General features: G+C 64.1%; 12 protein-coding genes. All 12 read left to right on the forward strand.

The window, feature by feature from the left end; genetic code table 11:
- Positions 1-2: 2 nt before the first annotated feature.
- The 12 genes from CHY22_RS00420 to selB all read left to right on the forward strand — a co-directional run bounded on the left by CHY22_RS00420 (position 3) and on the right by selB (position 14647).
- Positions 3-1460, forward strand: a complete 1458-nt coding sequence (locus CHY22_RS00420; protein WP_089571632.1) for a hydrogenase 4 subunit D — start codon at positions 3-5, stop codon at positions 1458-1460.
- Positions 1461-1473: 13 nt separating this feature from the next.
- On the forward strand, positions 1474-2127 hold the full coding sequence (gene hyfE, locus CHY22_RS00425; RefSeq protein WP_089571633.1) for a hydrogenase 4 membrane subunit: 654 nt from the start codon (positions 1474-1476) through the stop codon (positions 2125-2127).
- Positions 2128-2130: 3 nt separating this feature from the next.
- Positions 2131-3690, forward strand: a complete 1560-nt coding sequence (locus tag CHY22_RS00430; RefSeq protein WP_089571634.1) for a hydrogenase 4 subunit F — start codon at positions 2131-2133, stop codon at positions 3688-3690.
- Between the two features lie 3 nt (positions 3691-3693).
- Positions 3694-5466, forward strand: a complete 1773-nt coding sequence (locus CHY22_RS00435; RefSeq protein WP_089571635.1) for a hydrogenase large subunit — start codon at positions 3694-3696, stop codon at positions 5464-5466.
- 1 nt (position 5467) lies between these two features.
- Positions 5468-6184, forward strand: a complete 717-nt coding sequence (locus CHY22_RS00440; RefSeq protein ID WP_089571636.1) for a formate hydrogenlyase complex iron-sulfur subunit — start codon at positions 5468-5470, stop codon at positions 6182-6184.
- 2 nt (positions 6185-6186) lie between these two features.
- A complete protein-coding gene (locus CHY22_RS00445; protein WP_022095195.1) occupies positions 6187-6969 on the forward strand; it encodes an NADH-quinone oxidoreductase subunit B family protein in 783 nt (260 codons plus the stop codon).
- A complete protein-coding gene (locus CHY22_RS00450; RefSeq protein ID WP_089571637.1) occupies positions 6970-7551 on the forward strand; it encodes a formate hydrogenlyase maturation HycH family protein in 582 nt (193 codons plus the stop codon).
- Positions 7551-8054 carry a hydrogenase maturation peptidase HycI gene (gene hycI, locus CHY22_RS00455; protein ID WP_089571638.1) on the forward strand — a complete coding sequence of 168 codons (504 nt, stop codon included), beginning with the start codon at positions 7551-7553 and terminating at the stop codon, positions 8052-8054. The genes CHY22_RS00450 and hycI overlap by 1 nt, the downstream gene beginning before the upstream one ends.
- Before the next feature lie 39 nt (positions 8055-8093).
- Positions 8094-8933, forward strand: coding sequence for a formate/nitrite transporter family protein (locus tag CHY22_RS00460; RefSeq protein ID WP_089571639.1), 840 nt, complete (start codon positions 8094-8096; stop codon positions 8931-8933).
- Between the two features lie 122 nt (positions 8934-9055).
- Entirely contained in the window at positions 9056-11173 is a 2118-nt protein-coding gene (locus tag CHY22_RS00465) for a molybdopterin-dependent oxidoreductase (RefSeq protein ID WP_089571640.1), read from the forward strand.
- Positions 11174-11225: 52 nt separating this feature from the next.
- Positions 11226-12683, forward strand: coding sequence for an L-seryl-tRNA(Sec) selenium transferase (gene selA / locus CHY22_RS00470; RefSeq protein WP_199408709.1), 1458 nt, complete (start codon positions 11226-11228; stop codon positions 12681-12683).
- Positions 12680-14647, forward strand: coding sequence for a selenocysteine-specific translation elongation factor (selB, locus tag CHY22_RS00475; RefSeq protein WP_089571641.1), 1968 nt, complete (start codon positions 12680-12682; stop codon positions 14645-14647). The genes selA and selB overlap by 4 nt, the downstream gene beginning before the upstream one ends.
- Positions 14648-14673: the final 26 nt, after the last annotated feature.

The raw sequence follows: 14673 nt of genomic DNA on the forward strand, positions 1-14673 counted from the left end.
CAATGTCATTTGCAGTCAGTCTGTCCCTTCTCGGCTTGGTCGCTATCGCGGCCCCGATGGTGGCCTCGGTGCTCGTCGCCCTGTTCCCCCGTCCGTACGCCAAGTGGTTCAGCGTTTTGGGTGCCGCCGTCTCGACGGTCTGCACCATCGCCCTCGCCGCGAATTTCGCCGGCGCCGGCATGCCCGACACGCAGGTCCCTCTGATCTCGTTTGGGCAGACCCTCGTCATGGGATTCACCTTCGATCGCATGAGCACGCTGCTCGCGCCCGCCTTTGTGGGTATCGGCCTGCTTGTCGTGATCTATTCGATTCCCTATATGAGCGAGAATAACCGTGAGCATCCCGATGCGCCGCGTCGTCGCTTCTACGCGTACCTCGCGACCTTCATCGGCGCCATGGCCGGCCTCGTGTACAGCTCGACCCTTTTGGGCCAGCTCGTGTTCTTTGAGATCACGGGTGCGTGCTCTTGGGGCCTCATTAGCTACTACATGACGCCTACGGCCAAGAAGGCCGGCATGAAGGCCCTGATCATCACGCATATCGGTGCGCTCGGCCTGTATCTGGGCGCCGCCATCGTGTTTGCCCACACCGGCACCTTCGCCATTACCGCGATTGCCGGCCTCGATGCCAAGCTCAAGGCTATCGTCCTTTTGCTCGTGCTGTTTGCAGCCTGGGCCAAGTCCGCACAGGTTCCCATGTACATGTGGCTGCCTTCGGCCATGGAGGCGCCGACGCCTGTTTCGGCCTACCTGCATGGCGCCTCGATGGTCAAGGTCGGCGTGTGCGTGTTCGCGCGTGCGCTCGTTTCTGCCGGAGAGGTTCCCGAGATCGTGGGCTGGGTCGCCATTATCGACGCCATGGTCACTATGCTCTTTGGTTTCCTTATGTACCTGCCGCAAAAGGACATGAAGCGTCTGCTGGCCTTCTCCACGATCGCCCAGCTCTCCTACGTGTTCTTTGGTCTGGGCCTTTCGGTCTTTGGCAGCCAGCTCGCCTTCGATGGCGCCGTCTGCCACATCTTTAACCACGCCTTCGCGAAGACGCTGTTCTTCCTGATCGCCGGTTCGTTCTCCTTTACGCTCGGTACGCGTATGCTGCCCAAGCTTCGCGGCATCGTAAAGAAGTACCCGATCTCGGGCGTGGGCTTTGGTGTCGCCGCGCTCGCCATTGCCGGCGTGCCGCCCATGAACACGTTCTTCTCGAAGTTCCAGATCATCGCCGGCGGCTTTTCTGTGGGTGCCGGCAACGTCGCGATTCTGGTGCTCGTGTGCATCATGGTTGCCGAGACCGTCGCCACCTTTGCCTGGTTCCTTAAGTGGATGGGCTATTGCCTGCCCGGCGAGCCGAGCGAAGAGGTCGCTGCGGGAGCCCCGCTTCCCCGCGCGATGGCGTTCGTGTTCATCGTGCTCATCATCATGGTCATCGTCAGCGGCCCGCTTTCGGCCAGCTGGATCGGTTAGGAGGTAGAACGACATGGGTTATTCGATCGTCAACATCCTTGGCGGCCTTCTGATCGTCACGTCCACCATGGTGGTCGTCTCCAAGAACATCAAACATGCCATCCGCTGGTATGCGGTGCAGTCGCTGGTGCTCGTGGGGCTGCTCGCTACGCTCGGTGTCACCACCGGTGCGCAGGAGCTGCTTATGTGGGCCGGATCTGCCTTTATCACTAAGGTCGTCCTGGTCCCTTATATCCTCAACCGCGCATACAAGAAGATGGGCGAGCCGAGCGACGCATCGCTCAAGGCCGGCCTTAAGCCCGCGTGGGCCATTTGCATCATCGCCGTCGAGGTCGCGATCTGCTTTGCCGTCGTGACGCAGATTAGCCTGCCCACGGCCGAGGTCGCAACGCCTGCGCTCGCCATTAGCTTCGCTCACTTCTTTGTGGGCCTCACCTGCATCATCTCGCAGCGCAACATCATGAAGCAGATCTTTGGATACTGCCTTATGGAAAACGGCAGCCATGTGACGCTCGCGCTTTTGGCCCCCACCGCTCCCGAGATCATCGAGATCGGTATCGCCACCGACGCCATCTTTGCCGTCATCATCATGTCCATCGTCGTGCGTCGCATTTGGGACGACTCCCACTCGCTCGATGCGCGCGACCTGTCCGAGCTGAGGGGGTAGTCCATGGAAACGTTGATTCTCGCCCTGCTCGCGACTCCTTTGGTGTTCTCGCTGGTCATGGCGTTTTTGCCCAAGAACACATCCTATAACGTGTTTGCCGGTCTCAACCTGGTCTCCGTCGCAGCCGTCCTGGTGCTGTCGATTATGACGGCCGGTGACGTCCTTATGAGCGGCGACACCGCGAGCGCTCTTGACCTGTGGTTTCACCTCGATTCGCTGGGCGCCATCTTTGTGCTGCTCATCGGCTTTATCGGTTTTCTTACGGGGCTGTTCTCGCTGCCCTATGTAAAGGCCGATATCGAGGAGGGCTCCATGCCCGCCGAGCGCGCCAAGCAGTATTTTGCGCTGTTTAGCCTGTTTGTGTTCACCATGCTGCTCGCGTGCCTGTCCAACAACATGATCCTCACGTGGGCCGCCGTGGAGGCAACCACGCTTTCCACCGTGTTCCTCGTGGGTATCTACAAGAACAAGACGGCCCTCGAGGCTTCTTGGAAGTATGCGATGGTCTGCACCGCCGGCGTGGCCTTCGGCCTGTTCGGTACGCTGCTGATCTACGCCAACGCCGCCGACGTGATTCCCAATGCCCACGAGGCCGCATTCCTGTCGTGCGTGCTGCCGTATGCCGATCAGTTCGACCCGACGCTCATGCGCCTCGCCTTTGCGTTTGTCGTGATCGGTTTTGGCACCAAGGCCGGCCTGTTCCCCATGCACACTTGGCTGCCCGATGCCCACTCCCAGGCCCCGAGCCCTGTCTCGGCCCTGCTCTCGGGCGTGCTGCTTAAGTGCGCCATGCTTGTGATCATGCGCTTCTACGGCTTTACTATCCAAGCCGTGGGCGCCGAGTATCCGCAAATTTTGCTGCTGATCGTCGGCACGCTGTCCATTTTGGTGGCGGCACTTTCGATGTTTCGCCAGGACGACCTCAAGCGCCGCTTTGCGTACTCGTCTGTGGAGAACGTGGGCGTTATCGCCCTGTGCCTGGGTATCGGTGGCCCGCTGGGTATCGCCGCGGCCCTGCTGCACTGCGTGTTCCACGGCTTTACCAAGACGCTTGCCTTCTGCGTTTCCGGCAACATCCAGCACGCCTTTGGCACGCGTAGCCTGGCCAAGATCCAGGGCGTCGTCGAGGTTGCCCCCGCAACCGCCGCGCTCGCCATCCTGGCGCTGCTCGGTCTTGCCGCCTTCCCGCCCTTTGGCATGTTTATCTCCGAGTTCCTGACTTTTGTCGCCGGTGTTACCGCCGGTCCCATGTGGCTGGTCGTCGTGGTCGCCCTCGGTCTTACCGTGGCCATCTCCGCGCTCACCCGCATCGCACTCAAGTCGGTATTCGGCCATGCGCCCCAGGGCATGGGCAAGCATGAGGCCCCGGTGCTCATGCTTATCCCCGAAATCATCCTGGCTGTCATGATCTTGTGGTTTGGCATCGCCACCCCGCTGCCCCTCGTGCACGGTGTGGAGACTGCGACCGGCATCGTGCTCGAGCAGAGCACCGAGGAACTTCACGCGACGCCGATGTACCGCGCTGTGTTCGGTACCGAGACCGCTCAGAGCGAGGTGGAGTAACGAATGATTGAAACTGAGAACAAGGTGTATGCCCGTCGCTGCGAGAGCCATGTCGAGGCCCTGCGCCGCGCCGTTCCGGGCTGCATCGAGAAGGTCGAGTGGCAGTGCGAGGACCAGCTGACGATTACCGTCAAGCAGGACAAGCTGCCCGAGGCCGTCCACTACCTGTATTACGAGCGTTACGGCTGGATTCCCGTGATCATCGGCAACGATGAGCGCAGTCTGTGCGGCCGTTACGCTGTGTACTACGTCATTTCCATGGAGGGGGAGGACCCCGGCTGGGTGACCGTGCGCACCGAGGTCGATCCCGCCAAGATGACGTTCCCGTCCGTGACGCCGTTCGTCCCCGCCTGCGTGTGGGGCGAGCGCGAGCTTCGCGACATGTTCGGCCTGATCCCTAAGGGTCTGCCCGACCGTCGCCGCCTGGTGCTTCCCGATGACTGGCCCAGCGGTCTGTATCCGCTGCGCAAGGACTCCATGGACTACCGCTTCCGTCCCGCTCCCGCGAGCGACATGGAAAACTACGAGTTCTTGGCCGACACTAAGGGCAAGGAGACGACGCTTGTCCCCATGGGCCCGTTGCACATTACCTCCGACGAGCCCGGCCACTTCCGCCTGTTCGTCGAGGGCGAGACGATCGTCGACGCCGACTACCGTCTGTTCTACGTGCACCGCGGCATGGAGAAGGTCGCCGAGACGCGCCTGAACTATGATGCCGTCACGTTCCTTGCCGACCGCATCTGCGGCATCTGCGGCTGCGCCCACTCGGTGGCCTATGCCGAGGCCGTCGAGCGCGCCCAGGGCATTCATGTTCCGCCGCGCGCCCAGTACATCCGCGCTATCATGCTCGAGGTCGAGCGCCTGCACTCGCATCTGCTCAACATTGGCCTGGCGTCGCACTACACGGGCTTCGACTCCGGCTTCCAGCAGTTCTTCCGCGTTCGCGAGAAGTCCATGGACCTGGCCGAGAAGCTTTCCGGTCACCGCAAGACCTACGGTCTCAACGTGATCGGCGGCGTGCGTCGCGACATTTTGGCCGAGCAGAAGCTCTCCACGCTCACGACCATCCACCAGCTGCGCTCCGAGGTCCAGGAGCTCGTCGACGTCTTGCTCTCCACGCCCAACTTCATTGAGCGTACGAGCGGCATCGGCATCTTGGATCGCAAGATCGCACGCGACTTCTCGCCGGTCGGCCCGCTCATGCGTGGCTCGGGCTATGCCCGCGACGTGCGCTTTGACCACCCCTTCGACGGCTACGCCGATCCGGACGTCCAAAAGATGCACGCCGCCACGGCCGACACCTGCGATGCCTTCGGCCGTACCGCCGTTCGCATCCAGGAGGTCTACGATTCGATCGACATGATCGAGACCATGCTCGAGAACTGCCCGTCGGGCCCCATCCTCACCACGGATTGGGAGTACACCCCGCACAAGTACGCCATCGGCGCCACCGAGGCGCCGCGCGGCGAGGACGTGCACTGGGCGATGCTCGGCAACAACCAGAAGTGCTACCGCTGGCGCGCCAAGGCCGCCACGTACAGCAACTGGCCGGTCCTGCGCTACATGTTCCGCGGCAACACCGTGGGCGACGCGGCGCTGATCGTCGGCTCGCTCGACCCGTGCTACTCCTGCACCGACCGCGTGACGGTGACCGATGTCGCCGCCAAGCGCGACCACGTGCTCGACAAGGAGCAGTTCGAGAACGTCTGGCGCGACAAGTCGCCGCTTGCGGGCGAGGGCACCATGGCCGCTCCGCTCGATGAGGAGGCGCTCTAATATGCTGAAGCTTTGGAAGGTTAACGCCAAGGCCGGAGACGCGACGGTCAAGTACCCGTTTGCGCCGTTCCCCACCAACAAGGACATGCGCGGCAAGCCCGAGCACAACGCGGAGCTCTGCATCGCCTGCGGTGCCTGCGGCGTGGCGTGCCCGGCCGATGCCATTCGCATGGACACCGACCTTGCGGCCGATACCATCACCTGGTCGATCGACTACGGTCGCTGCATCTTCTGCGGCCGCTGCGAGGAAGCCTGCCCCATGGAGGCCATCAAGCTCACCGAGGAGTTTGAGCTGGCTGTTATGAGCAAGGACGACCTCACCAGCAAGAGCGTCTATACGCTCGAGCACTGCTCGCGTTGCGGCAAGCCGTTTGCCCCGCACAAGGAGATCGACTACGCCAAGCGCCTGCTGCAAAAGTCCGGCGGCATGGAGGCTATCCAGGCCGCCCGTACCGTCGGTATGTGCCAGGAGTGCAAGCGCGAGCTCGACGCCCTGCGCGCCGCCTCGGCCGTCAAGACCGGCAACGCGCGCGGCATGGCTGCCAACGAGACGCTTGCGTCCGGCGAGCCCCAGGGCCCCGGCATGGAGTATCTGGGCGGCCACGGCGTGAACCCGGAGTATATCGACCGCGAGATCAACCCCGATGCGCCCGAGATTCCCGCCGGTCCTGCGCCGGTCGAGGGCATCATCATGGATTTTGATACGAAGGAGGAGTAACCATGGCCGAACCCACGCTTTTGCCCGAGCGGCTTCAGTACCGCCCGACCAAGATCGAGCTCGACGAGAGCATCGAGAAGGCCAAGGCGACCCTTCTTAAGAAGATCAAGCGCTCGGTGTACGTCTACCGTGTTGACTGCGGCGGCTGCAACGGCTGCGAGATCGAGATCTTTGGTTCCATCACGCCCGTCTTCGACGTCGAGCGCTTTGGCATCAAGGTCGTGCCCTCGCCCCGTCACGCCGATGTGCTGCTGTACACCGGCGCCGTGACGCGTGCCATGCGCATGCCGGCCCTGCGCGCCTTTGAGGCCGCGCCCGATCCCAAGATCGTGGTGTCCTATGGCGCGTGCGGCTGCACCGGTGGCATCTTCTACGACAACTACTGCGTCTGGGGCGGCACGGACAAGATTCTGCCCGTCGATGTCTACATCCCCGGCTGCCCGCCCAGCCCTGCGCAGACCATCTACGGCTTTGCTATGGCGCTCGGCCTGCTGGACCAAAAGCTCCATGCCGAGACCACGGTGGAGGCCGCCGGCGAGCAGGCTGATATCCTGCACCCCGGCGTGCCGTACAAGCTGCGTGTTGCCATCGAGCGCGAGGCTCGCGCCATGAGCGGCTACCGTTATGGCCGCGACCTGGCTAACGAGTTTATGGATACGCTCGAGGGCGCGCCCAAGGGCGATATCCGCGGTGCCATGGCGCTGCTCATCGACAAGCAGGACGATCCGCGCCGCGTCGAGGTGTACTCGGCGCTGCAGGATCTGGTGCTGGCCGGAGGTCGCTAGATGGAGCTCACGGACCGCTCTGGTTACTTTGCGGGCCCCGGCATGCTCGGCGGCTCCTTTGGCGATGCCTCGCGCGCAAGCGACGAGGCTGCCGAGGGCGTCGCCGACCCTTGCCTGGGCCATGCGCCCGACCAGGTGGTCTTTTACGAGCTCACGCGTAAGTTTGTGGAGACCGAGGAAGACGTTCCCCAGGAGGCCTGCGACGTGCTGTACTACACGCTCGCCGTGGGCCACCACACCGGCGTGCTCGACTGCTTTGAGCCGCGCCTGTCGGTGCCGGTGGATGTGTTCTATACGCTTATCGACGCGCTGCCGGAGGGGGAGGCCAAGACCAAGTTTGAGGCCATCCGCTCCTTTGGTGAGTGCCAGCTCGACAAGGCGGCGGTGCCGTCGCTGCTCGAGGCCTGCGATGCGCTGCTCGACGAGCGCGGTTTTCGCGGGTCGGCCAAGGCCGGCATCTCGGTGTTCGACGACGACTTTGGCTTACATGCCCAGCAGGTCGCGTTTCTGATGAAGTTTCGCGATCTGGTGGAGCGCGTGCGCGATGTGTCGGGCGTGTATCTGACGGGGAGGTTGCAGTAATGGGTTGCGTTGTGGACGGACGTGTGAACGGCGCCCCGTTTGCGGGCATTGTGCTCACGGCGGGAAGCGTGTTGCGTGCCGACGATGCCGCCGGCCCCGTGCTCTCCAAAAAGATGGAGGACGCGCCCATTGCCGGTTGGTACACCATCGACGGTGGCCAAACGCCCGAGGATGACATCATCGAGGTCAAGCGCGAGCGTCCGCCTCGCCTGGTCTTGGTCGATGCCGCCGACATGGCGCTGCCCGTCGGGTCCATCCGTTTGCTCGACAAGCGCGATGTGGCCCGCAAGTCGATGTTCACCACGCATTCGCTTCCCTTGTCGATTCTGATCGAAGAGATTGAGCAATCGTGCGATGATATCGTCTTCGTCGGGATTCAGCCGGGCGACACGGAGTTCTATAACCCCATGTCCCCGGAAGTCTTTGACGCCGTCGACGCCGTGTACGACGCCGTGGCCGCCAACGACTTTTCCCACTTTGTCCGCTTGGGGCAAGAGCAATAGGTTCACTTGTCCCTGCTGATTAGGAAAGAAGTGATTGACATGGCAGATTCCAATGTGGAGTATCCCGCTCCCGATTGCCTGGCGCCCGCCGCGATCGAGGCCAAGACCGAGGCCGCCGGCGTGACCAAGGCCAACCTGCCGGTCGCTAAGGCCTTTCTGTTGGCAATGTTCGCCGGTGCGTTCATTGCCTTCGGCGGCCTGTTCTTTACGGTGTTTTTGAGCGACAACACGCTGGGCTGGGGTGCCCAGCGCGTCGTGGGCGGCCTGTGCTTTTGCCTGGGCCTGGTGCTGGTACTGGTGTGCGGCGCCGAGCTGTTTACCGGCAATTCGCTTATGGTCTGTGCGCTCAAGAGCAAAAAGATCACCCTGGCTCAGATGCTCAAGGCCTGGGTCGTCGTGTGGGTCGGCAATTTTGTCGGTGCCCTGTTCATCGTCTTTTTGGTGTACATGGCCGGCATCTATAAGCTCAACGGCGAGGCGGTCGCCAATTCCATGGTGAGCGTCGCCGCTGGCAAGGTGACGATCGACTGGGTGACGATCTTCTTCCGCGGCATCCTGTGCAACATCTTTGTATGCCTGGCCGTGTGGATCGGTACCGCCGGCAAGACCGTGGTCGATAAGGTTGTGGGCATTCTGCTGCCCATCGCTGCCTTTGTGGCCTGCGGTTTTGAGCACTGTGTCGCCAACATGTACTTTTTGCCCATGGGTGCCGTGATGCACGCGTGCGGCTATGGTGCCGACGTCGCCGGCGCCGATGCGCTCAACGTTGCGGGCATTGCGTTTAACCTGTCCGCTGCCACGCTGGGCAACATTGTGGGCGGTGCGGTTCTGGTCGCGCTCGGCTACTGGTTTATCTACGCCAAGAAGTCCGAGGCGTAAGGTATCGTCTGTTTGACGTTGGGCCTCCCGCGGGGCGTTGCCGTGCGGGAGGCTTTTTTGGTCTGGGGCTCGTTGCCGGGCTGTTGACCTGTTGTGTTTGGCTGGTGAAAGGGGTAATCGAGATGGCATCTGCTGTGAAGCGTGACGGTCGCGCCGTGGTGACCACATGCGGGGGATGCTATGCCGATTGCGCCTTTGCGGCCCGCGTTGAGGACGGTCGCGTGGTGGCCGAGTTGCCGGTGCCGGGGCATCCATGCGCGGCGCGTGCCCTGTGCGCCCGCGGGCGGCATCGCCTGGACATGCCGTTTGACGAGCGCGATCGCATCGTGCACCCCATGCGCCGACGAGCTGATGGCTCGGGGTTCGATGCGATTTCGTGGGACGAGGCGTTCGCGCAGATCGCGGCGCGCCTTGGGTGGATTATTGACGAGCGTGGTCCGCGTGCGCTGGGCATGACGCTCGGTGTGCCCTCGTTCGACCGCTACTGGGCGTATCGCTTTATGCATGCGCTGGGCTCGCCCAACGTATACGGAGCCGACGGTGCCTGCGAGGTAAGCCGACTTACCGGCTGGGAGCACAGCCTGGGCTACAGTCCCGCCTCCGACCTGGCACATACCGATTGCATCATGTATTTGGGGCGTTCCATTGTCGATTCGTCGACGATGGGGGCCGTTGATGCGCTCAACGATGCCCGTCGCCGTGGGGCGAAGATTATCGTGGTTGACCCCCGGCGCAGCGGCTCGGCTGCACTTGCCGACCGCTGGCTGCGCGTGCGCCCGGGCTGCGACTTGGCGCTGCTGTTGGGTATTGCGCATGTCTTGATTGCCGAGGACCTGTATGACCACGAGTTCGTGACCCGCTATACCACGGGTTTTGACGAGCTGGCGCAGGCGGCCCGTGCTTGGACGCCCGAGTGGGCCGAGTCGATGTGCGACGTGCCGGCCGCAGAGATTGTCGCCACGGCGCGCGATCTGGCTGCGGCCGCGCCTGCCGCCGTGGTCGATGCGGGCTTTCATGGTGGCATCGGTATCGCGTATGCCAATAGCACCCAGACCGCGCGCGCTATCTGCTTGGTCGATGTGCTGCTGGGCTGTATCGGGCATGCGGGCGGCGCGCTCAATCCGCCCACGCCGCTTGTGTTGGGCGACCTCGATCCCACGCGCTTTGCGACGCCGCCGGTGCCGCGTGGGCCCAAGCTGGGGTCCGAGCGCTATCCACTGGTCGATCCGGTGCGCGGCCTGTGCACGACCATCGGCCAGTCGATACTGGCCGGCGATTTGCGTGGGCTCATCGTCTATGCCAGTAACCCCGGTGCGGGCTATGGCAACGCCGGGGCGTGGCTATCGATTCTGGAACAACTTGACCTGCTCGTGACGATTGATATTCGCTGGTCCGAGACGGCGCGTGCTTCTGACTTCGTGCTGCCCGACGTGACGTATCTGGAGGCCGACCGCGGTGTGGGCACAGTCGTGGGCGTCAACGATGCGCGGGTGTTCTACCGCAACGCCGTGCTGCCTGTGCGGCATGACGACACACGTCCCGGTCGGGAGATTTTTGCCGGTCTGGCGCATGCGTGTGGCGCGGGCGAGTACTTCCAGTTTACATCTGACGATCTGGCGGCTGCCCAGGTGGCGCCTTTTGGGATCAATCTGGACGAGCTCAAGGAGCGCGGCTGGGCCGACACGGGTGCTGCGTTGCCGTCGCGTACGGGCGAGCCGGTGATTCCCTTGAACGGCGGCAGGATCGCGCTGGCAAGCGACGTATGGGAACGCGCCGGTCTGGGTCGCGTGCCCAACTGGATCGCTCCCATGGTGGAGCCTGGCCCGGGGATGTTTCGCCTCATTAGCGGCAACCGTCCCTTTGAGTCGCATACCTCGCGAAGGCTTGCAGCCCAAGGTGCCGCTGAGGCTGGGTCGGACCTGGATGCCGTGCAGATGAATGCCGATGCTGCTGCGCACATGGGCATCGCCGACGGCGAGATCGTCGAACTCGTGAGCGATATGGGCCGCGACCGCGTGCGTGTGGAGACGACGCCGTATCTGCATCCGGCGTGCATCTTCACCTCGGCCGCCCCCGGTGGGCGTTCGTTTGGCGCCGATGCCGGTGGCGCTCAAGGCTTGGGCGTGGGCCCGCTCGACCATACGCCGTTGCGTTGGGACCCGTTGACGGGTGCCGCGCTCACCCAGGAAAACGCCGTTCGCGTGGAAAAGATCGTCGCGTGCGGGGATAATGACGAGTAATTGACTCAGCTGATGTATTCGACTGATCCACGTTTCTTTTGAAAGGCCGCACATGAGCGATAGCCAGAACATGTCCGATGAGGTGCGCGCCCGCCTGCGCGCCATTCCTTCCGTCAATGAGCTGCTTGCCGAGTGGCCGGTTGTGAAGGCGGCGGGGGAGACCTGCGACGCGGTGGTCCATGCTGCCGTGACGGCCGAGCTCGACGAGGAGCGCGCCGCCATTCGCGCCGGTGCCGCCCCGCGTTCCAAGCGCGAGCTGGCCTCGGCCATCGAGTGGCGTGCGCATCGCTCCGCGCTGCCGAGCCTGCGCCCCGCCGTCAACGCCACGGGTGTGGTCATCCATACCAATCTGGGCCGTGCCCCGCTCGCGGAGTCGGCGGCAAAGGCAGTGGCCGAGGTTGCGCGCGGGTATAGCACGCTCGAGTACAGCGTCGACACCTGTTCGCGCGGGTCGCGCAAGGAGCACGCCGCGCAACTGATCCGCTCGCTCACCGGTGCCGAGGACGCGCTGGTCGTCAACAACAACGCCGCCGCGGTGCTGTTGGTGCTTGCCACCCATGCCGCGGGCAAAGAGGTCATCGTGAGCCGTGGCGAGCTCGTCGAGATCGGCGGCAGCTTCCGTATCCCCGACGTCATGGAGGCCTCGGGCGCCAAACTCGTCGAGGTCGGGGCCACCAACCGCACGCACCTGTCGGACTACGAGCGCGCCATCACGCCCGATACGGCCATGATCCTCAAGGTCCATCCTTCCAACTATCGCATCGAGGGCTTTCACGAGGAGGTGGGCTCTCGGGAGCTTGCGGCGCTTGCTCACAAGCATGGCCTGCTGTTCTACGAGGACCAGGGCTCGGGCGCGCTGTTGCCCGACGACATCTTGGTGCGCGGCGGCGAAGAAACCACGCCGGCTTCGGTTTCGGCAGGGCTCGATCTGGTGTCGTGCTCGGGCGATAAACTGCTCGGTGCCGCACAGGCGGGCATTATCATGGGTCGTCGCGATCTGGTCCAGGCCTGTGGGTCGCATCCGCTTATGCGCGCCCTGCGCCCGGGCAAGTTGGCGCTCACGGCGCTCGAGGCCACGCTGCGCATCTACATGGACGGGGCGGACGTGGCCCATCGCGAGGTGCCGGTGCTCAGCATGCTTACGCTGCCGCAGGCCCATTTGGAACGACGTGCCCGCAAGCTGCGCGATCGTATGGTCTCCGGGCTCGATAAGGCCGGTTGCCCGTGCGCCGTTCAGGTGGAGATCGTCGAGGAATCGTCGACGCCCGGTGGCGGCTCGCTGCCTACCGTGGAGCTGCCCACGATGTGCGTTGCCGTGCGTCTTGTTGACGAGCGCCTGACGGTCGATGCGCTCAAGCGCTCTCTTGTCCAGGACTTCGACACGCCGGTCGTCACGCGAACCTCGCACGATCGCATTTTGTTTGACGTCCGTACGCTCGTGGGCGATCGCGATATCGAGACGGCGGCATCGACGCTCGTCGCGTGCGTTGAGAAGGCGATTGTTCGATGAGTGAGGTTCAGGCGCTGGTGGAGTGTCCCGTTATCGTTGGCACGGCGGGCCACGTTGACCACGGTAAGTCGGCACTGATCGAGGCGCTGACCGGCAAGAATCCCGACCGTCTGGAGGTTGAACGCCGTCGCGGTATGACCGTGGAGCTTGGCTTTGGCGAGCTGGCGCTGCCGAGTGGCAAGATCGTCGGCCTGGTCGACGTGCCGGGCCACGCGCATTACCTGCGCGCTATGGTGCAGGGCGCCACGGGTATCGACGTGGCCGTGCTGGTGGTTTCGGCCGTCGAGGGCGTGATGCCGCAGACCCGCGAGCACGTGCATGTGCTGGAGCTGCTGGGCATCACACACATGGTGGTCGCGCTGACGATGTGCGACCTGGCCGACGCCGAGATGACTGAGCTTGCCGAGCTCGATGTCGATGATTTTTTGTCGGACACCGTGTTTGCGGGCGTGCCGATCGTGCCCGTGTCGTCCAAGACCGGTGCGGGAATCGATGACCTGCTGGCTGCGCTCGACGAGCAGGTTGTCGCTTGCTGGGGTGCCTGCCGTGCCCGTGCCGAGCTCACCGATGCCGCACCGCGTCTGCCCATCGACCGCTGCTTTACGATCAAGGGCGCCGGTACCGTGGTGACGGGAACGTTGCACGATGCGCCGGTTGCGGTGGGCGATGAGCTCGTCGCGCTGCCGTCGCGTACGGTCTGTCGCGTGCGCGGGATTCAGGTGCATGGCGATACGCCGCGGGCATTGCCCGGTCAGCGTGTGGCGCTCAACTTGGTGGGCGATGCCGTCGCCGCGCTCGATCGCGGAGAGATGCTCGGCGTGCAGGGTCGCTTTGGCCAGACGATGCGCTTTATGATGGTGTTCACTTACCTGGGCCGCGAGGGTGCCAAGCCGCGCGTGCTCGAGTCGGGCGCGCGCGTGCATGTGATGGCGGGTACGGCCGAGGTTGTCGGTCGCATCATGCTCATGGAGGGCGAGGCCCCCATGGCGGTGGGCGAGACCCGTACCGTACAGGTGCGCTTGGAGGAGCCGCTGCCGCTGCGAGCCGGAGACCATGCCGTGGTGCTGTCCTATTCGCCCGTGATGCTTATTGGCGGCGGGCGCGTGCTGCTTTCGCGCTGCCGTCGCTCGCGCGAGCTTTCTGCCGGCGAGCGCGCACTGTTTGCGGCGCTCGAGTCCGGCGATATCGCGGGCGGTGTGGGCGCTTGGCTGGCGCTGCAGATGCTGCCGGTTACGGCGGTTGATGTTGCCGTGGCTTTGGATCTTGGTGTCGGCGAGGTCGATGCCGCACTGCGCGGGTTGGTGGCGCAGGGCTCCGTTCGCAAGCTTGCCGCGGGCGATGCGGACCTCTTGGCGGACGCCGCGGTGCTCGACGGCGCGATGGATGCCCTGGCGGCGACCCTGTCAGCCATGCATGCGGCGGCTCCCAAGGAGACGGGCTTTACGCCCGGCGCCGTTGCCCATGCTGCGTGGCCTGCCGCTGATGATACGGTTGCCGCAGCCCTGATTTCCGAGGGCTGCTCGCGCGGCGTGTGTGCCTCCGAGGGCGCCGAGATGTTCGACCCGCACTCCGCTGCCGCCGCGGCGCGTGTGGTGCGCGAGGCCTGCGAACGTATCGTTGCCTTGCTGGATGAAGCCGGCCTCGATGCACCGACGTTGCCCGAGATGGGCGAGCGGTTGCAGCTCGATCGCGACACCATGACGCGTGCCCTGCGCGAGCTTTCGCTCAACCGTTCCATCGTGAAGGTCGAGCGCGACGTTGCCTTGTCCGCCACCGTGGAGTCGCACGCGCGCGAGCTTGTCGCCGCCGCTATCGCCGATGCCGGCGGCGCTGCCACCACGAGCGTGCTGCGCGAGGCCCTGGGTGTGTCGCGCAAACGCGCCATCAGCATCTTGGAGCACCTGGATGCCGTGCGCTTTACGGTGCTCGACAAGGAAGCCGGCGGCCTGAGGTCCCTACGCTAGCTAGCCTGCTCGGTTTGGTAAAATAC

It is taken from the genome of Collinsella sp. TF06-26, assembly GCF_002232035.1.
Taxonomy (GTDB): Bacteria; Actinomycetota; Coriobacteriia; order Coriobacteriales; family Coriobacteriaceae; genus Collinsella.

Excerpts from the sequence above, each read along its gene's own strand:
- CHY22_RS00450 (WP_089571637.1), top strand. The coding sequence starts at position 6,970 with ATGGAGCTCACGGACCGCTCTGGTTACTTTGCGGGCCCCGGCATGCTC.
- CHY22_RS00460 (WP_089571639.1), top strand. The coding sequence starts at position 8,094 with ATGGCAGATTCCAATGTGGAGTATCCCGCTCCCGATTGCCTGGCGCCC.
- CHY22_RS00445 (WP_022095195.1), top strand. The coding sequence starts at position 6,187 with ATGGCCGAACCCACGCTTTTGCCCGAGCGGCTTCAGTACCGCCCGACC.
- CHY22_RS00465 (WP_089571640.1), top strand. The coding sequence starts at position 9,056 with ATGGCATCTGCTGTGAAGCGTGACGGTCGCGCCGTGGTGACCACATGC.
- selA (WP_199408709.1), top strand. The coding sequence starts at position 11,226 with ATGAGCGATAGCCAGAACATGTCCGATGAGGTGCGCGCCCGCCTGCGC.
- selB (WP_089571641.1), top strand. The coding sequence starts at position 12,680 with ATGAGTGAGGTTCAGGCGCTGGTGGAGTGTCCCGTTATCGTTGGCACG.
- CHY22_RS00430 (WP_089571634.1), top strand. The coding sequence starts at position 2,131 with ATGGAAACGTTGATTCTCGCCCTGCTCGCGACTCCTTTGGTGTTCTCG.
- hyfE (WP_089571633.1), top strand. The coding sequence starts at position 1,474 with ATGGGTTATTCGATCGTCAACATCCTTGGCGGCCTTCTGATCGTCACG.
- CHY22_RS00435 (WP_089571635.1), top strand. The coding sequence starts at position 3,694 with ATGATTGAAACTGAGAACAAGGTGTATGCCCGTCGCTGCGAGAGCCAT.
- CHY22_RS00420 (WP_089571632.1), top strand. The coding sequence starts at position 3 with ATGTCATTTGCAGTCAGTCTGTCCCTTCTCGGCTTGGTCGCTATCGCG.
- hycI (WP_089571638.1), top strand. The coding sequence starts at position 7,551 with ATGGGTTGCGTTGTGGACGGACGTGTGAACGGCGCCCCGTTTGCGGGC.
- CHY22_RS00440 (WP_089571636.1), top strand. The coding sequence starts at position 5,468 with ATGCTGAAGCTTTGGAAGGTTAACGCCAAGGCCGGAGACGCGACGGTC.